The organism is Stenotrophomonas sp. PE591 (assembly GCF_018320795.1).
Classification (GTDB): domain Bacteria; phylum Pseudomonadota; class Gammaproteobacteria; order Xanthomonadales; family Xanthomonadaceae; genus Stenotrophomonas; species Stenotrophomonas maltophilia.
This window is the reverse complement of record NZ_JAAOKO010000014.1, coordinates 1-17,680: the sequence shown is the minus strand read 5'-3', so window position 1 is coordinate 17,680 and position 17,680 is coordinate 1. Positions and strand designations below refer to the sequence as shown.

Sequence of the window (17,680 nt, the reverse complement as noted above, 5' to 3'; positions counted from 1 at the left end):
GTGCGCCGCTTCAATCTTTCCGAGTGGGCGCTGGCCAACCGCCCGCTGGTGCTGTTCGCGATGCTGGCCTTCGCGCTGATCGGCGCGTGGTCGTACAAGCATCTGGGCCAGTCCGAGGATCCACCATTCACCTTCAAGGCGATGGTGGTGCGCACGCTGTGGCCGGGCGCAACCGCCGAGCAGGTCTCGCGGCAGGTGACCGAGCCGATCGAGAAGGCGCTGATGAACACCGGCGAGTACGAGTTCATCCGCTCGTACTCGCGCCCCGGCGAATCGCAGGTCATCTTCATGGCCCGCGACAGCCTGCGTTCCAGGCAGATTCCGGATCTGTGGTACCAGGTGCGCAAGCGCGTGGGCGACATCCGGGCGACCCTGCCGCGCGAGATCGTCGGCCCGTTCTTCAACGACGAGTTCGGCGACACCTACGGCAACATCTATGCGTTGACCGGCAAGGGCTTCGACTACGCGGTGATGCGCGACTACGCCGACCGCATCCAGCTGGAACTGCAGCGCGTTCCCGATGTCGGCAAGATCGACCTGGTCGGCCTGCAGGACGAGAAGGTGTGGATCGAGCTGTCCAACACCCGCCTGGCCACGCTGGGTGTGTCGATGCAGCAGGTACAGCAGGCGCTGGCCGACCAGAATGCGGTCACCGGCACCAGCTTCTTCGAGACCGCCACCGACCGCGTGCAGCTGCGCGTGACCGGCCAGTTCAACGACATCGAAGCGATCCGCCAGTTCCCGATCCGCGCCGGTGACCGCACCGTGCACCTGGGCGACATCGCCGAGGTCAAGCGTGGCTTCGCCGATCCGGCGTCGCCGAAGATGCGCTTCATGGGTGAAGAGGCCATCGGCCTGGCAGTGGCGATGAAGGATGGCGGTGACATCCTCAAGCTCGGCGCCAATCTCGATGCCGAGTTCGAGCGCCTGCAGAAGACCCTGCCGGCGGGCATGCAGCTGCGCAAGGTGTCCGACCAGCCGCAGTCGGTGGAAGAGTCGGTCGGCGAGTTCGTGCAGGTGCTGACCGAAGCGGTGGTGATCGTGCTGCTGGTCAGTTTCTTCTCGCTGGGCCTGCGCACCGGCCTCGTAGTTGGCGTGACCATTCCACTGGTGCTGGCGATGACCTTCTTCGTCATGCACTACTTCGACATCGGCCTGCACAAGATTTCGCTGGGTGCACTGGTGCTGGCGCTGGGCCTGCTGGTGGACGATGCGATCATCGCGGTGGAGATGATGGCCACCAAGATGGAGCAGGGTTACGACCGCCTGCGCGCGGCCAGTTTCGCCTGGGAGTCGACCGCGTTCCCGATGCTGACCGGCACGCTGATCACGGCGGCCGGCTTCCTGCCCATCGCTACGGCGGCCTCGAGCACCGGTGAGTACACGCGTTCGCTGTTCCAGGTGGTGACCATCGCGCTGGTGGTGTCGTGGATCGCGGCGGTGCTGTTCATCCCGTACCTGGGCGACAAGATGCTGCCGGACCTGTTCAATCCGCAGCCGCCGAAGCCGGGCAGCGTGTCCGCGCGCTGGCATGCCAAGCGCCAGCAGTGGGCCGACCGCTATCCGGCGCTGGCCAACCTGATCGCGCCGCCGCAGCACGGGCACGACCACGATCCGTACCAGCGCCCGTTCTACCGCAGCTTCCGTCGCTTCCTGGATGGCTGCCTGCGCCACCGCTGGTGGGTGATTGCCGCGACCATCGCCCTGTTCGTGTTCTCGCTGATGATGTTCCGCTTCGTGCCGCAGCAGTTCTTCCCGGATTCGACCCGGCCGGAACTGATGGTGGACATCGAGCTGGCCGAGGGCGCATCGCTGCGCTCGACCCAGGCCCAGGCCGAGAAGCTGGAGAAGCTGCTGTCCAGCCGCGAGGGCATCGCGAACTACGTGTCCTACGTGGGCACCGGTTCGCCGCGCTTCTACCTGCCGCTGGACCAGCAGCTGCCGTCCACCAACTTCGCCCAGTTCGTGGTACTGGCCAAGGACATCAAGGCGCGCGAAAGCACACGTGACTGGCTGCTGCACGAGGTGATTCCGAAGTTCCCGGACGTGCAGATGCGCGTGACCCGCCTGGAGAACGGTCCGCCGGTCGGCTATCCGGTGCAGATGCGCATTTCCGGCGAGCACATCGAGAAGGTGCAGGCGATCGCGCGCCAGGTCGAAGCCAAGGTGCGCGAAAACCCGCACGTGATGAACGTCAACCTGGACTGGAGCGAGCCGAGCAAGGTGGTGCGGCTGGTGATCGACCAGGAGCGTGCGCGGGCGCTGGGCGTGAGCAGTGCCCAGGTCAGCCAGTTCCTGTCCAGTTCGCTGGCCGGGCAGTCGGTGAGCGTGTACCGCGAAGGCAACCGCCAGATCGAGATGCTGCTGCGCGGCCCGGCCGATGAGCGCAACCAGCTGGAGCTGCTGTCCAGCCTGTCGATGCCGACCGCCAACGGCGGCAGCATCACGCTGTCGCAGGTGGCGACGATGGAGTACGGCTTCGAGGACGGCATCATCTGGCACCGCAACCGCCTGCCGACGGTGACCGTGCGTGCCGACATCAGCGATGGCATGCAGCCGCTGGACGTGGTGCATCAGATCCTGCCGACGCTGGATGGCATCCGTGCCGAGCTGCCGAACGGTTACCTGCTGGAAACCGGCGGTACCGTGGAGGATTCGGCACGTGGCCAGAACTCGATCAAGGCCGGCATGCCGCTGTTCCTGGTGGTGGTGGCCACGCTGCTGATGCTGCAGCTGCGCAGCTTCTCGCGTGCGGCGATGGTGCTGGTGACCGCGCCGCTGGGCATCATCGGCGCGACGTTGTTCCTGCTGCTGTTCCGCGCGCCGTTCGGCTTCGTGGCACTGCTGGGCACGATCGCGCTGGCCGGCATGATCATGCGCAACTCGGTGATCCTGATCGACCAGATCCAGCAGGACATCGATGCCGGGCATGACCGCTGGCATTCGATCATCGATGCGACGGTGCGCCGCTTCCGCCCGATCGTACTGACCGCGCTGGCGGCCGTGCTGGCGATGATTCCGCTGTCGCGCAGCGCGTTCTATGGCTCGATGGCGATCTCGATCATGGGCGGCCTGATCGTGGGCACGGTGCTGACCCTGGTGTTCCTGCCGGCGTTGTACGCAGCCTGGTTCCGGGTCAAGCCGGACGAATCCGGGGCGTAATGCCCCGGGTTCTGCGGCCACCGCCCTGGTAGGTGCCAACCTTGGTTGGCACTGACGCATGCATCCACGCATGGTGTGGATCTACAGCAGCTGGTCTTTGCCCTGGTAGGTGCCAACCTTGGTTGGCACTGCGGCACGCATCCACGCATGGCGTGGATCTACTGTAGCTGCAGGCCGCTCCGTAGCACCGGCAGCAGCCATTCGATGAACACCTGCACGCGTTGTGCGCGGTGCTGCCGGTGCGGCTGCAGCAGGGTCACCGGCAATGGTTGCGCCACATGCTGCGGCATCACTTCCATCAGCGCACCGGATTGCAGTTCGGCCTGCACGTCGTAGCGCGGAATCTGCAGCAGCCCCAGCCCCGCCACACAGCACGCGATCGACGCTTCTGCGCTGTTGACCCGCACCCAGCCGGGCATCGGCAATGTGCGTAGCTGCGTACCCTCCTGCCACTCCCACGGTTCCACCCGCGCCGTGGTCGGCGACGCGTAGTTCACCGCCCGGTGCTGCTGCAGGTCGGCAGGTTGCTGCGGCACACCGTACTCGCGCAGGTAGACCGGCGCGGCAACGTTGACGAAGTCCAGCTGGCCCAGCGTGCGGGCCACCAGGCTGGAATCGCCCAGCTGGCCGACCCGCAGCACCGCATCGCAGCCGTCTTCGATCAGGTTCACCGCGCGGTCGGTCATGCCCAGGTCGACTTCCACCTGCGGATGGCGCGCGAAGAAGTCGGGCAGCGCCGGGGCGATGATGCGGCGGCCGATGCGACTGGGCACGTCGATCTTCAGCAGACCCACCGGCTGCGCATCGTCCTGCCGGAACAGCGATTCGGCGTCTTCAACCTCGGCGATCAGGCGCAGGCAGCGGGCATGGAACACGTCGCCGTCGTGGGTGGTGGCCACCCGTCGGGTCGAGCGCTGCAGCAGGCGGGTGCCGAGCCGCTGCTCCAGCTCCGCAATGGCTGCCGAGACGGTGGAGCGGGGCAGGCCGAGCTGGTCGGCGGCGCGGGTGAAGCTGGAGCACTCCACCACCCGGGTGAAGATGCGGAAGCGATCGATCCGGTCCATTGTTCGCTGGCTCTGGAAGGTTAAGTCAATGCGGCGGGCTTTATCCGCATTTTCTGCACGATATCGTCGTCAGGGCAGGGTTGCCACCCCGGGCAGCCCACTTCCGAGACCGAGGCCATGACCGACCATTCCCTCAAGGGCAAGACCGTGCTGATCGCCGGTGGCGCCAAGAACCTGGGCGGACTGATCGCCCGCGACTTCGCCAGCCAGGGCGCCAAAGCCATCGTCATCCACTACAACAGCGCCGCCACCCAGGCCGATGCAGAGGCGACCGTCGCCGCCGTGCAGGCCGCTGGCAGCAAGGCGGTTGCCCTGCAGGGCGACCTGACGTCGGCGGCAGCGATGGAGCGCTTGTTCGCCGATGCCGTGGCCGCAGTCGGCCGTCCCGACATCGCCATCAATACGGTCGGCAAGGTGCTGAAGAAGCCGCTGCTGGAGATCAGCGAAGCGGAGTACGACGAGATGAGCGCGGTCAACGCCAAGGCCGCGTTCTTCTTCCTCAAGGAGGCTGGACGCCACGTCAACGACGGTGGCCGCATCTGCACCCTGGTCACCTCACTGCTGGGTGCGTTCACGCCGTTCTATTCCAGCTATGCCGGCACCAAGGCGCCGGTCGAGCATTTCACCCGCGCCGCATCGAAGGAGTTCGGTGAGCGCGGCATCTCGGTGACTGCGATCGGGCCGGGCCCGATGGACACGCCGTTCTTCTACCCGGCCGAGAGTGCCGATGCGCAGGCGTACCACAAGACCGCGGCCGCGCTCTCGGCGTTCACCCGCACCGGCCTGACCGACATCGCCGACATCGTGCCGTGGATCCGCTTCCTGGTCACCGACGGCTGGTGGATGACCGGGCAGACCATCCTGGTCAATGGCGGGTACACCACCAAGTAAAGCAGCCACGCATGGCGTGGCTCTACAGTAGAGCCACCCCATGGGTGGCTGCCCGCAATGTGCGAAGGGAGAGGCGCCACGCGTGGCGTGGCGCTATCGGATCAGTTGAGTTTGGCCAGCACCGCGTCGGTGGCGGCTGCCGTGCTCACCGCCTGGCCCTTGGCGGCCAGATCGGCGGTGAACACGCCATCGTCCAGCACGGCGTGCACGGTGGCTTCCACCGCAGCGGCTTCCGTTTCCAACCCCAGCGAATGGCGCAGCAGCATCGCGGCGCTGAAGATCGTCGCGTACGGATTGGCGATGCCCTTGCCAGCGATATCCGGAGCGGAACCATGGATCGGTTCGTAGATGCCCACCGCGCCCGGCTCGCCCAGCGAGGCCGACGGCAGCAGGCCCAGCGACCCGGCCAGCATCGATGCCTCATCGGTGAGGATGTCGCCGAACATGTTCTCGGTCACGATCACGTCGTACTCGCGCGGCTTGGCCAGCAGGTGCATGGCCATGGAATCGACCAGCTGGTGCTCCAGCGCAACGTCCGGGAATTCCTCGCGGCCGATGCGCGCGGCCACGTCACGCCACAGGCGCGAGGTCTCCAGCACGTTGGCCTTGTCCACCGAGGTGACCTTGCCGCGGCGCTGCCGGGCCAGGCGGAAGGCACTGCGCAGCACGCGTTCGATCTCGGCCACGGTGTAGCGGCACAGGTCGCTGGCGCTATCGGCGTCGCGGGTCTTGTCGCCGAAGTAGATGCCACCGGTCAGTTCGCGTACCACGACGAAGTCCACGCCCTGCAGCAGCTCGGCCTTGATCGGCGAGGCGTGCAGTGCGGCTTCGTGGGTGCGCACCGGGCGCAGGTTGGCATACAGGCCCAGCGCCTTGCGGATCGCCAGCAGGCCCTGTTCCGGGCGCACCTTGGCGTTGGGATCGGACCACTTCGGGCCGCCGACCGCACCCAGCAGCACCGCGTTGGCGGCCTGGCAGGCAGTCAACGTAGAGGCCGGCAGCGGCTCGCCGTGGCGGTCGATGGCGATGCCGCCGATGTCGTGCTCGCTGAAGGTGAAGGTGTGGTTGAAGCGCGTGGCGACAGACTTCAGGACGGCGACTGCCGCGGCGGCCACTTCCGGGCCGATGCCATCACCGGGCAGGACAACAATTTCAGCGTGCATGCTCACTCTCGTAGCGTTCGATTTCAGGGACACGGCCCAACAGATACCCCAACTGGTCGACGCCTTCCAGCAGGCAGGTCTGCGAGAAGCCATCCAGTGGGAAGGAATAGACGCGCCCATCGGGCGTGCGCAGCTCACGCGCGGCCACGTCGATGGTCAGCTCGTCGTCCGGGCGCTGCATCAGCGCCTGCACGTCGGCTTCGTCCAGTACGATCGGCAGCAGGCCGTTCTTCAGCGAGTTTCCGCGGAAGATGTCGGCGATCTCGCTGCTGACGATGGCGCGCAGGCCCAGGTCGGTCAGTGCCCACGGTGCATGCTCGCGCGACGAGCCGCAGCCGAAGTTGCGGCCCGCCAGCAGGATGCTGCGGCCGGCGTTGTGCGGCTGGTTGAAGGCGAAGTCGGCCACCGGCGAGCCGTCGGCCTGCCAGCGCCAGTCATTGAACGCGTTGCGGCCCAGGCCGGCGCGTTCGGTGGTGGACAGGAACCGCGCCGGAATGATCTGGTCGGTGTCGATGTTGGTCTGGCGCAGCACCACGCTGGCCGAGGTCAGGGTACGGAAACCGGCCATCACGCCACCTCCTGTGCGAACAGTTCGCGGGTATCGGCGACGTGCCCGTTCACCGCGGCCCACGCCGCGCTCATCGGCGAGGCCAGCAGCGTGCGCGAACCAGGGCCCTGGCGGCCTTCGAAATTGCGGTTGCTGGTGCTGACGGCCAGCTGCCCGGGCGCGACCAGATCGCCGTTCATGGCGATGCACATCGAGCAGCCCGGCTCGCGCCACTCGGCACCGGCCGCGCGCACGATCTCGTGGATGCCTTCGGCCTCGGCCTCGCGCTTGACGATCTCCGAGCCCGGTACCACCAGCATGCGCACCCGATCGGCGACACGACGGCCCCGCAGCACCTGCGCCACCTCGCGCATGTCGCTCAGGCGGCCATTGGTGCAGGAGCCGACGAACACCACGTCCACCGGCGTTCCGGCCAGCGCCTTGCCGGCCTGGAAATGCATGTAGTCCAGGCCCTTCTGTGCGGCGGCATCGTTGGCGGCGGGGATCGGTGCATCCACCGCGATGGCGGTGCCCGGATGGGTGCCCCAGGTCAGGGTCGGGCGGATGTCGGCGGCGTCGATGTGCACTTCGCTGTCAAAGCGCGCGCCGTCATCGCTGCGCAGCTGCTGCCAGCGTGCGACGGCCGCATCGAAGTCGGCACCCTTGGGGCCGCGCGGGGTAGCAGCGACGAAGTCGAAGGTGACCTGGTCCGGCGCCACCATGCCGGCACGCGCACCCGCCTCGATCGACATGTTGCACAGGGTCATGCGCTGTTCCATGTCCATCGCTTCGATGGTGCTGCCACGGAACTCGATGACGTGGCCGGTGCCGCCGTTGACGCCGATCACGCCGATGATGTGCAGGACCACGTCCTTGGCGCCGACGCCGGGCGCCAGCGGGCCATCGACGGTGATCGCGAAGGTCTTCGCCTTGCGCTGCAGCAGGCACTGTGTGGCCAGCACGTGGCCGACTTCGCTGGTGCCGATGCCGAAGGCCAGCGAACCGAACGCACCGTGGGTGGAGGTGTGGCTGTCGCCACAGACGATGGTCATGCCGGGCTGGGTGAAGCCTTGTTCCGGCGCGATCACGTGGACGATGCCGCGATTGTCCGAGGCCATGTCGAACAGTTCGATGCCGTGCTCGGCGCAGTTGCGTGCCAGGGTGGCGACCTGCGCTTCGGAGGCCGCGCTGGCGTAGGGCAGCGTGCCGTCGGCGGCAGGCGGCAGGGTTGGCGTGGAGTGGTCCATCGTCGCCTTGGTGCGGTCCGGGCGGCGCGGCGACAGGCCGCGCTCGCGCAGTTCGGTGAACGCCTGCGGCGAGGTCACCTCGTGGATCAGGTGCAGGTCGATGTACAGCACGGCGGGGGCGCTGTCGGTTTCGGGAACCACCACGTGGGCGTCCCACAGTTTGTCGTACAGGGTGCGGGGTGCGGAAGTCATGCGTATGCCTGGCAGAAGTACGAAATAGCGAACATCAGTAAAGAAAACGGAACGGTCAAGTCAGCGACGGCGGGCGAGCACGCGCAGGCGCACGTAGTCGGCCAGCGGCTGGCCGGCGGCATTGCGCGGCAGCTCGGCCAGCAACGCGGTGGCGGCCTCGCGCACGGTAGCGCGGGCCTCGGCCGGCAGGTCGTCCAGCAGTGGTGCGGCGAAGACCCGCAGCCAGCCGGCCACGCCGGTCGGCAGTGCGGTCGGGCGCGGCGTGCACTCGATCAGTTGCACCTGGAAGCCATGCTGGCGCAGGCGGTCGGCGTAGGCATCGGCCGTCGGGAAATACCACTGGAAGGTGCTGGCGCCATGGCCGTGGGCCACGCGCGCGGCCTGTACCGCCGCGATGATCGTGGCCACGTTGCCGTGGCCACCGAATTCGGCGACAAAGCGGCCGCCGGGGCGCAGGGCGCGGCGCACGCCTTCCAGCACGCGGTCCGGAGTCGTCATCCAATGCAGTGCGGCATTGCTGAACACTGCATCGAACTCGCTGTCGAACGACAGCGCGTGGCCGTCCATCACCTGCGCGTCGACACCGCGTGCGCGGGCGGCGACCACCAGTTCCGGCGAAGCATCCACGCCGTGGATGCGTGCGCCGCTCAGCGCCAGCTCGGTACTGAGTACGCCATCGCCACAGCCCAGGTCGAGGATGCGCTCACCGGCGCGCGGGGCGAGCAGGCGCGATACCGCACCGCCGAGCAGCGGCACGAAGCCGGCGTCGATCGCATAGTCCTGGGCGTTCCACTGCTGGCCAGCGGCGCTGGCCGGGGTGGGGGTGTCGAAGGCGCTCATGGCGGGGTCCTCAGGCGGTGGCGGGGGTGGCAACGTCGGTGTTGCTGTGGGCGGCAGCCTGGCGCTGGCGCAGCAGGCGGTTGGCCACATCCAGCCAGGCCAGCGCGGAGGCTTCGATGATGTCCTTGCTGGTGCCGGTGCCGTCGTACTCCACGCCTTCGTGGCGCACGCTCAGGTTGGCCTCACCGCGCGCATCGGCGCCGATGCCGACGCTGTGCACGTGGTAGCTGTCGAGCATCAGCTGCACGCCGGTAGCGGCCGACAGCGCGCCGAACAGCGCATCGACCGGGCCATCGCCCTGCGCGGTCTCGGCCACGCGGTTGCCGTCCGGGTCGGACAGTTCGACCAGTGCGTTGGCGCGGCTGCCGACGTCGCTGATGGTCATCGAGGCCAGGCGGTAGCCCTGTGCGTTGGAACCGCCCTGCATCAGCGTCTGCAGATCGGCATCGGTGACCACGCGCTGCTGTTCGCACAGGCCCTTGAACTGCTCGAACACCAGCTTCAGTTCGTCTTCGTCCAGCCAGAAGCCCAGCGCACGCAGGCGCGCTTCAACGGCGGCACGGCCACTGTGGCGGCCCAGCACCATCTGCGAATCCTCCCAGCCCACGTCCTCCGGGCGCATGATTTCGTAGGTACCGCGATGGCGCAGCATGCCGTGCTGGTGGATGCCCGATTCGTGGGCGAACGCGTTGGCGCCGACGATGGCCTTGTTGCGCTGTACCGGCATGCCGACCAGGCGCTGCAGCAACTGCGAGGTGCCGACGATGCGCGGGGTGTTGATCGAACTGTCCTGCTCGTAGAAGGCCTGGCGCACCTTCAGCACCATCGCGATCTCTTCAAGCGAACAGTTGCCGGCGCGTTCGCCGATGCCGTTGATGGTGCACTCGACCTGGCGCGCGCCGCCTTCGATGGCGGCCAGCGAGTTGGCCACGGCCAGGCCCAGATCATTGTGGCAGTGCGCGCTGAAGATCACATTGGCGGCGTTCGGAACGTCGGCGACGCCGGCGATGACCTGTTGGAACATCGCGCGGATCTCTTCGGGCGTAGTGAAGCCGACGGTGTCGGGCAGGTTGATGGTGGTGGCGCCGGCGGCGATCGCCACGCGCGCGACTTCGATCAGGTAGTCCAGCTCGGTACGGGTGGCATCCTCGGCCGAGAATTCGACATCGTCGATGTAGGAGCGGGCCAGCGATACGTGCTTGCGTACCGACTCCAGTACCTGTTCGCGGGTCATGCGCAGCTTATGCTCGCGGTGCAGCGGGCTGGTCGACAGGAACACATGCAGGCGCGGGCTGGCCGCGGCTTCCAGTGCGCGTGCCGAGGTCTCGATATCGGCCTGCAGGCAGCGGGACAGCACCGCCAGGGTCAGGCTCGGGCGGCGCAGTTCGCGGCCGATCAGTGCCATCGCTTCGCGGTCGGACTGCGAGCTGGCCGGGAAGCCGGTCTCGATGATGTCCACGCCCAGTTCGTCCAGCGCACGCGCCATCACCAGCTTCTGCGGCGGGCTCATGCTGCAGCCAGGGGACTGCTCGCCGTCACGCAGGGTGGTGTCGAAGATGCGGATGCGCGGGGTGGTAATTCGTTCGATAGTGGTCACAGGGAAATCTCCTCGACAGCGGGCGTTGCGGCTTGCAGGTGGGAAGGGGAAGGCATGGGGGAGGGCGGCGCGCTGGCCTTGGCGGGCGAGCGGGGTGTTTCGCTGCGCCGTCGCCGTGGCTTGCGCGGCGGGCGCGGTCGGATGTCGGTTAGCAGGCCGGCCAGCACACCGGCATCGATGTTCCCGCCGGAGACCACCGCGCACTTGCGGCGGCCCGCGACGCGGCGGCCAGCGGCCAGCGCCAGCGCGCCGGCACCCTCGGCAATGATGTGTTCCTCCAGTGCCAGCCGGACCAGGGTTTCGCGCAGTTCGGCTTCGCGCACGATCACCACATCGTCCAGCAGCGAGGTGCACAGGCGACGGGTCAGGAAGCCGGGGATCTTCACCCGCACGCCGTCGGCCAGCGAGGCGACGGGTGCGATCTCGCGCACGTCGCCGCGGATCGCGCGTGCCATCGAATCAACGCCTTCCACCTGCGCGCCGACCACGCGCACGCCCTGTGATTTCAGCGCCAGGGCCACGCCGGAAGCCAGGCCACCGCCACCGATCGGCACGATCACCACGTCCGGCGCGTGCGCGGCCAGCTCGATGCCGACCGTGCCCTGGCCGGCGATCACGTCGGCATCGTCGAACGCGGACAGGAAGCGGTAGCCGTGGCGTTGTGCCAGTTCGACCGCGAAGGCGTAGGCTTCGTCATAGCTGTTGCCGTGCTGGCGCACGGTCGCGCCCCAGTGGGCGACGCCGGCGATCTTGGTGGCGGGTGCACCATGCGGCATCACAGTGATGGCCGGCACATCCAGGCGATAGGCGGCCCAGGCCACGCCCTGGGCGTGGTTGCCGGCCGAGGCGCAGATCACCGGCCGGGTGTCGCCGCGTTCGCGGCCGGCCAGCAGTGCATTCAATGCGCCGCGCACCTTGTAGGAACCGGTGCGCTGCAGGTTCTCCAGCTTCAGCCAGGTACCGAAGCGTTCGGCGTGGTGCAGCGGGGTGGGCGGCAGGAAGCGGCGCAGGCGGGCCTGCGCTGCCAGGACGTCGGCGACGCTTACGTCGCCGACATCGCTTTCCTGGCTGGTGTCAGCGGCCGGCATGGGCCACCAGCGCGGTGCGGAAGACCGCCGCATGCGGGCACGGGCGGCGAAGAAGACGCCTCCGTACCGGCACCGTGGTCGCTACGGTACGGGTGTTCATGGCGATACTCCTTCCACGGCGGTGACCTGCACGGACACGCAGTCGTAGATCTTCTCGATCTGCCGGCACAGCGTTTCCGCCGGGCGCTGGCCATCGACGACCAGCTGCAGGTGCCAGCGGCCATCGTCGGCGGCCACCGGCGCACCGCTGATCGCACGCGGCGCAAAGCCGCGGCGTTCGGCCATGCCGATCACGCGCAGCAGCGCGCCTTCGGCCGGGTGCAGCACCAGGTCAAGCCGGTATTGCATTGGGGGTCTCCTGGCGGGCGTGGGCGGGATTGCTTTCCAGCATCGTGCTGTTGGCGGTGTTCGGCGGCACCAGCGGCCACACGTTGGCGCGTGCATCGATGGCCACGTGCAGCAGCGCCGGGCCGGGCTCGGCCAGCAGCGCGGCCAGGCCGCCTTCCACGTCGTCGCGGTTGTCGATGCGGGTGGCGGCAATGCCGAACACCTGCGCCAGGGCTACGAAGTCCGGGTTGTCGGACAGGTCGATCTCGCTGTAACGCTCGGCGAAGAACAGTTCCTGCCACTGCCGCACCATGCCCAGCGAACTGTTGTCCAGCAGCACGATCTTCACCGGCAGGCGGCAGCGGGCGATGGTCGCCAGCTCCTGCACGTTCATCATGAAGCTGCCGTCGCCGGACACCAGTACCACGGTGCGCTCCGGGCAGGCGAACTGCGCACCCATCGCCGCTGGCAGGCCGAAGCCCATCGTGCCCAGTGCGCCACTGGTCAGGTGGTTGCGGGGGTGGTTGAAGCGGCAGTGCTGGGCCACCCACATCTGGTGCTGGCCGACATCGCAGGCGATCACCGCATCGGTCGGTGCCAGCTCGCTCAGGCGCTTCAGCAGCGCCGGTGCGTAGATGTGCTGGCCCGGTGCGTCGTAGCGTGCAGCGAAGCGGTCGCGGTGCTGCGCACAGCGCTTGCGCCACGCGTCCTGGTGGGCCCTGGGGGAGGGGAAGGCCGCACGCAGGGCACGGATGGCGTGACCGACGTTGCCAGGCACGGCGATGTCGGCAGTGCGCAGCTTGGAGATCTCGTAGGCGTCCGCATCGATGTGGACGACGCGGGCGAATGGCGCGAACTCGGCCAGCTTGCCGGTCGCGCGGTCGTCGAAGCGCGCGCCCAGCACCAGCAACAGGTCGCTTTCCTGCACCGCCATGTTGGCCGCGCGGGTGCCGTGCATGCCCAGCATGCCCAGCGACTGCGGATGGTGGGCTGGCAGTGCACCCAGGCCGCGCAGGGTCATCACGGTGGGGATGGCACTGGCCTCGACGAAGTCGCGCAGGTCCTGCACGGCATCACCCAGGGCGATGCCGCCACCTGCGTAGACCACCGGCTTCTCGGCCGCCGCCAGCGCGGCGATGGCCTCGGCGATGGCGGCCTCGGCCGGCGCCGGCGGCGGTTCGACGCTGCTGGGCACATGCGCCGGCAGATGGCTGGCATCGGCCAGCTGCACATCCTTGGGCAGGTCGATCAGCACCGGGCCGGGGCGACCCTCACGGGCAATGCGGAACGCATCGGCCACCACGCGCGGCAGGTCATCGACGCTGCGCACCAGCCAGCTGTGCTTGACGATCGGCATCGTCAGGCCGAACACATCCAGTTCCTGGAAGGCGTCGGTGCCCAGCAGCGGCGTGCCGACCTGGCCGGTGATGCAGACCATCGGTACCGAATCCAGCATCGCATCGGCAATGCCGGTCACCAGGTTCGAGGCGCCCGGGCCGGAGGTGGCCACGCAGACGCCCACCTGGTTGCTGGCGCGGGCGAAGCCGTTGGCGGCCAGCGCCGCGCCCTGCTCATGGCGTACCAGGATGTGCTTCAGCGACGAATCCACCAGCGCGTCGTAGAACGGCATGATGGTGCCACCGGGATAGCCGAACAGCGTGCGGACGCCTTCGGCCTCCAGCGCCTGGGTCAGCCAGCGCGCGCCGTTGGGCGGCGCGCTGCGATGTGTCGAAGAGTTCATGGGGGAACCTTGCAAAGCGGGTGGGGGAGGGCCGCGTGGTTACGCGGCCTGTCCTTGCAACCAGACCATCTTGGCGCGCAGTTCCTTGCCCACCTTCTCGATCGGGTGCTCCAGGTCGGCCTGCTTGAACCTGTTGTAGTTCGGCAGGCCCGCTTCGTACTCGGCCACCCAGTTCTTGGTGAAGGTGCCGTCCTGGATGTCCTTCAGCACCTCCTTCATGCGTTCCTTGGTGCCGGCATCGATCACCCGCGGGCCGCTGACGTAGTCGCCGTACTGCGCGGTCTCGGAGATGAACTCCAACATGCGCGAGATACCGCCTTCATAGAACAGGTCCACGATCAGCTTCAGTTCGTGCAGCACTTCGTAATAGGCGATCTCCGGCTGGTAGCCGGCTTCGACCAGGGTCTCGAATCCGGCCTGCACCAGCGCCGAGGCACCGCCGCACAGCACCGCCTGCTCACCGAACAGATCGGTCTCGGTCTCTTCCTTGAAGGTGGTCTGGATCAGGTTGGCGCGCGCACCGCCGAGGCCGGCCGCATAGGCCTGCGCATGCTGCGCGGCCTTGCCGCTGATGTCCTGGTAGACCGCCCAGATGCACGGCACGCCACGGCCGATCTCGTACTCACGGCGCACCAGCGCGCCGGGGCCCTTCGGCGCGACCAGCACCACGTCCAGGTCGGCACGCGGCTCGATCATCCCGTAATGCACGTTCAGACCATGCGCGAACAGCAGGCATGCACCCTGTTTCATGTTCGGCGCCAGCACGTCGTTGTAGAGCTTCTTCTGCACCATGTCCGGGGTCAGCACGGCAACCAGGTCGGCGTCCTTCACGGCCTCGGCGGGCGCGATCACGGTGAAGCCATCGGCCTGCGCCTTGGCTTCGGTCGGCCCACCCGGACGCAGGCCTACCACCACGTCGAAGCCGGATTCGCGCAGGTTCAGTGCGTGGGCGCGGCCCTGGCTGCCGTAGCCGATGACGGCGATCTTGGTCTGGGGCAGGTCGTTGGTGCTCATGGGGGAGGTTCCTTGCGGTGGGAAGAAAAAAGAACGGCCGGTCGTCGAGGTGACGTGCCGGCCGGTCAGGGGAAAGCGGTGGAGGAGGCGCCGTGCATCGCACAGGCGCAGCCACCACGAGGCGTGGTGGTGCAGGTCCGGGTTGTGCGATGAGCGTTGGTCATGGTGGTTGCGTCTGAAACCAGGTTCTGAAATGAAAAAACCCGCACCGGGGCGGGTGCGGGTTTTTGAAGAGTTCCGGTGTGTGTGTTGCTTACACGCTGGCTCGTCCCGCACCTGTTGGTTGGGTAATAAGTACGAGCACAAGAATCGAACGCAGCGAGGCGGCGCCGGTGTCGGCGGCTTCGATGTGGGTTCGCGGTGGCGTGTTGTGATGCAACATGTGATCGAGAGAAACACAGCCATTTCGACGGTGTCAACCCTCGCGACGGATTTTCTATCGGTTTCCGCTGCATCCAGCGCAATCGCTTGCTGCACAAGGATGGTTGCTGCTGAAAGTGTTTCGGTGAACCCGAATTCACTCCTTTCAGGGCGGTTTTTGCGCGGAATCCGGTGGATTTTTCCGCCCAAGGATCAACGTCCATGACGTCTGTCCGATACCGCGTGAAGGCCGCAGCGGCGAAGATCGGGGAACCACCCGTCCATCGGAACCCGACCGTGTCCCGACGCCTTGCCCGTTCCCTGCTCGCTGCCGCCGTACTGGCTGCCGTACCCGCGCTGTCCTTCGCCGCCGACCGCATCACCGGCCACACCTTCGCCACCCGTTCGGAGGTGATCGCCCCGCATGCGATGGCCGCGACCTCGCAACCACTGGCCACCCAGATCGCGCTGGACGTGATGAAGGGCGGCGGTTCGGCAGTGGACGCGGCGATTGCCGCCAACGCCGCGCTCGGCCTGATGGAGCCGACCGGCAACGGCATCGGCGGCGACCTGTTCGCCATCGTGTGGGACCCGAAGACCCAGAAGCTCTACGGCTACAACGGCTCGGGCCGCTCGCCGAAGGCGCTCACCCTGGCCGAGTTCCAGCGCCGTGGCCTGAAGGACATCCCGGCCACCGGTCCACTGCCGGTGTCGGTGCCGGGTGCCGTCGACGGCTGGTTCGCGCTGCACGACCGCTTCGGTCGCAAGCCGATGTCCGACAACCTGGCGCCGGCCATCCGCTACGCCCGCGAGGGTCACCCGGTGGCCGAGGTGATCGCCTACTACTGGGACCGCTCGGTGCCCAAGTTGTCGCAGTACCCGGGCTTCAAGGAGCAGTTCACGATCAACGGCCACGCCCCGCGCAAGGGCGAGATGTGGAAGAACCCGAACCTGGCCAGCACCCTGCAGAAGATCGCCGACGGTGGCCGCGACGCCTTCTACAAGGGCGAGATCGCCCACACCATCGGTGACTACTTCAAGGCCAACGGTGGCTACCTGAGCTACCAGGACATGGCTGACCATCATGGCGAGTGGGTCGAACCGGTCAGCAGCAACTACCGTGGCTACGACGTGTGGGAACTGCCGCCGAACAGCCAGGGCATCGCCGCACTGCAGATCCTCAACGTGCTGGAAGGCTACGACTTCTCGAAGATCCCGTTCGGTTCACCGGAACACGTGCACCTGTTTGTCGAAGCGAAGAAGCTGGCCTTTGCCGACCGTGCGCGTTTCTACGCCGACATGGCGTTCCAGCCGGCACCGGTGCAGAAGCTCATCTCCAAGGAGTACGCCGCGCAGCGTCGTGCGCTGATCTCGATGGACAAGGCGTTGAAGGAAGTGCAGCCGGGCACGCCGAAGCAGCTGGAGGAGGGCGACACGATCTACATGACCGTGGCCGACGCCGACGGCATGATGGTGTCGCTGATCCAGTCCAACTACCGTGGCATGGGCAGCGGCATGGCACCGCCCGGTCTGGGTTTCATCCTGCAGGACCGTGGCGAGATGTTCGTGCTGCAGAAGAACCATCCCAACGGCTACGCGCCGGGCAAGCGTCCATTCCAGACCATCATTCCGGGGTTCATCACCAAGGGCGGCAAGCCGTATGCCAGCTTCGGCGTGATGGGCGGCGCGATGCAGCCGCAGGGCCATGCGCAGATCGTGATGAACCTGGTGGATTTCGGGATGAACCTGCAGGAAGCCGGCGATGCGCCGCGCATCCAGCATGAAGGTTCCACCGAGCCGACCGGCCAGGCCACGGCGATGACCGACGGCGGCGAAGTGAATCTGGAGACCGGCTTCCCCTACGAGACGGTGCGTGCGCTGATGCGCAAGGGGCATCGCATCGTGTTCGCCGATGGGCCTTATGGCGGGTACCAGGCGATCATGCGCGATCCCGAGAGCGGGGTTTATTACGGAGCTTCGGAGAGTCGCAAGGATGGGCAGGCGGCGGGGTACTGAGTTTCCCGGCCAACGGGCTGAGCCCCCTCTGCGGTGGTGGCAGTGATACGGGGCTTGGCCGGGCGGGTGGATTGTCTGGGGGCCGCTGCAAGTACGTCCATGTAAGCTCGGTCGCCGCATCCATGCGGCTCACTGATCTGGCCCCCCGTCAGCGGACGCCAAGAAGCGATACTTTGATCGCACTTGGAGGTCCCTTATGTCCCGTATCACCCGTCGTAGCTACACCGATGAGTTCAAGCACCAAGCCGTCGAGTTGGCCGAGTCGCTCGGGCCTGCCGCAGCGGCCCGTCAGTTGGAGATGTCGGTCAAGACGCTGGCAAACTGGCTTGACGCGGTCCGTGCTGGCCGGTCGTTGACCTCTGAGGCTCGCAGGCCAGCCACCGACCTGGAAAGCGAGATCAGCCGCCTTCGGGCCGAGAACGCCAATCTTT

14 protein-coding genes are annotated in these 17,680 nt (G+C 67.3%); 4 read left to right on the top strand and 10 right to left on the bottom strand.

The annotated features are described in order from the left end of the window. Positions 1 to 3,162: an efflux RND transporter permease subunit gene (locus JLDANKMP_RS22110; RefSeq protein ID WP_212562114.1), complete on the top strand. Its 3,162-nt coding sequence runs from the start codon at positions 1 to 3 to the stop codon at positions 3,160 to 3,162. Positions 3,163 to 3,320: 158 nt separating this feature from the next. On the opposite strand, the gene JLDANKMP_RS22105 is transcribed toward JLDANKMP_RS22110, so the two are convergent. Next, positions 3,321 to 4,226, bottom strand: coding sequence for a LysR family transcriptional regulator (locus JLDANKMP_RS22105; protein ID WP_212562113.1), 906 nt, complete (start codon positions 4,224 to 4,226; stop codon positions 3,321 to 3,323). Between the two features lie 117 nt (positions 4,227 to 4,343). On the opposite strand from JLDANKMP_RS22105, the gene JLDANKMP_RS22100 reads away from it, so the two are divergent. Next, complete coding sequence (locus JLDANKMP_RS22100) at positions 4,344 to 5,117, top strand: SDR family oxidoreductase (protein WP_005414410.1); 774 nt, start codon at positions 4,344 to 4,346, stop codon at positions 5,115 to 5,117. Positions 5,118 to 5,218: 101 nt separating this feature from the next. On the opposite strand, the gene leuB is transcribed toward JLDANKMP_RS22100, so the two are convergent. The 9 genes from leuB to ilvC all read right to left on the bottom strand — a co-directional run bounded on the left by leuB (position 5,219) and on the right by ilvC (position 14,873). After that, positions 5,219 to 6,280, bottom strand: a complete 1,062-nt coding sequence (gene leuB / locus JLDANKMP_RS22095) for a 3-isopropylmalate dehydrogenase (protein WP_212562112.1) — start codon at positions 6,278 to 6,280, stop codon at positions 5,219 to 5,221. After that, a complete protein-coding gene (gene leuD, locus JLDANKMP_RS22090; RefSeq protein ID WP_005410953.1) occupies positions 6,270 to 6,848 on the bottom strand; it encodes a 3-isopropylmalate dehydratase small subunit in 579 nt (192 codons plus the stop codon). Before leuD ends, leuB begins: the two co-directional genes overlap by 11 nt. Then, entirely contained in the window at positions 6,848 to 8,266 is a 1,419-nt protein-coding gene (leuC, locus tag JLDANKMP_RS22085) for a 3-isopropylmalate dehydratase large subunit (RefSeq protein WP_005414408.1), read from the bottom strand. The genes leuD and leuC overlap by 1 nt, the downstream gene beginning before the upstream one ends. Before the next feature lie 60 nt (positions 8,267 to 8,326). Next, a complete protein-coding gene (locus tag JLDANKMP_RS22080; RefSeq protein ID WP_212562111.1) occupies positions 8,327 to 9,106 on the bottom strand; it encodes a class I SAM-dependent methyltransferase in 780 nt (259 codons plus the stop codon). Between the two features lie 10 nt (positions 9,107 to 9,116). After that, positions 9,117 to 10,703 carry a 2-isopropylmalate synthase gene (locus tag JLDANKMP_RS22075; protein WP_212562110.1) on the bottom strand — a complete coding sequence of 529 codons (1,587 nt, stop codon included), beginning with the start codon at positions 10,701 to 10,703 and terminating at the stop codon, positions 9,117 to 9,119. Then, a complete protein-coding gene (locus tag JLDANKMP_RS22070) occupies positions 10,700 to 11,791 on the bottom strand; it encodes a threonine dehydratase (protein ID WP_033835631.1) in 1,092 nt (363 codons plus the stop codon). Before JLDANKMP_RS22070 ends, JLDANKMP_RS22075 begins: the two co-directional genes overlap by 4 nt. A 96-nt stretch (positions 11,792 to 11,887) precedes the next feature. Then, positions 11,888 to 12,139 (bottom strand): ACT domain-containing protein, encoded by a 252-nt coding sequence (locus JLDANKMP_RS22065; protein WP_005410947.1) that lies wholly within the window; start codon positions 12,137 to 12,139, stop codon positions 11,888 to 11,890. Further along, positions 12,123 to 13,859: an acetolactate synthase 2 catalytic subunit gene (gene ilvG, locus JLDANKMP_RS22060; RefSeq protein ID WP_005414404.1), complete on the bottom strand. Its 1,737-nt coding sequence runs from the start codon at positions 13,857 to 13,859 to the stop codon at positions 12,123 to 12,125. Before ilvG ends, JLDANKMP_RS22065 begins: the two co-directional genes overlap by 17 nt. 39 nt (positions 13,860 to 13,898) lie before the next feature. Continuing rightward, a complete protein-coding gene (ilvC, locus tag JLDANKMP_RS22055) occupies positions 13,899 to 14,873 on the bottom strand; it encodes a ketol-acid reductoisomerase (RefSeq protein WP_005410945.1) in 975 nt (324 codons plus the stop codon). Between the two features lie 657 nt (positions 14,874 to 15,530). Between ilvC and ggt the strand changes: the two genes are divergently transcribed. After that, a complete protein-coding gene (gene ggt, locus JLDANKMP_RS22050; RefSeq protein WP_212562109.1) occupies positions 15,531 to 17,249 on the top strand; it encodes a gamma-glutamyltransferase in 1,719 nt (572 codons plus the stop codon). Between the two features lie 196 nt (positions 17,250 to 17,445). Further along, positions 17,446 to 17,680 (top strand): transposase (locus JLDANKMP_RS22045; RefSeq protein WP_206620770.1); only part of this gene is annotated, 235 nt, incomplete at its 3' end.

Excerpts from the sequence above, each read along its gene's own strand:
- JLDANKMP_RS22080 (WP_212562111.1), bottom strand. The coding sequence starts at position 9,106 with ATGAGCGCCTTCGACACCCCCACCCCGGCCAGCGCCGCTGGCCAGCAG.
- JLDANKMP_RS22065 (WP_005410947.1), bottom strand. The coding sequence starts at position 12,139 with ATGCAATACCGGCTTGACCTGGTGCTGCACCCGGCCGAAGGCGCGCTG.
- leuC (WP_005414408.1), bottom strand. The coding sequence starts at position 8,266 with ATGACTTCCGCACCCCGCACCCTGTACGACAAACTGTGGGACGCCCAC.
- ilvG (WP_005414404.1), bottom strand. The coding sequence starts at position 13,859 with ATGAACTCTTCGACACATCGCAGCGCGCCGCCCAACGGCGCGCGCTGG.
- JLDANKMP_RS22105 (WP_212562113.1), bottom strand. The coding sequence starts at position 4,226 with ATGGACCGGATCGATCGCTTCCGCATCTTCACCCGGGTGGTGGAGTGC.
- ilvC (WP_005410945.1), bottom strand. The coding sequence starts at position 14,873 with ATGAGCACCAACGACCTGCCCCAGACCAAGATCGCCGTCATCGGCTAC.
- JLDANKMP_RS22100 (WP_005414410.1), top strand. The coding sequence starts at position 4,344 with ATGACCGACCATTCCCTCAAGGGCAAGACCGTGCTGATCGCCGGTGGC.
- JLDANKMP_RS22070 (WP_033835631.1), bottom strand. The coding sequence starts at position 11,791 with ATGCCGGCCGCTGACACCAGCCAGGAAAGCGATGTCGGCGACGTAAGC.
- leuD (WP_005410953.1), bottom strand. The coding sequence starts at position 6,848 with ATGGCCGGTTTCCGTACCCTGACCTCGGCCAGCGTGGTGCTGCGCCAG.
- leuB (WP_212562112.1), bottom strand. The coding sequence starts at position 6,280 with ATGCACGCTGAAATTGTTGTCCTGCCCGGTGATGGCATCGGCCCGGAA.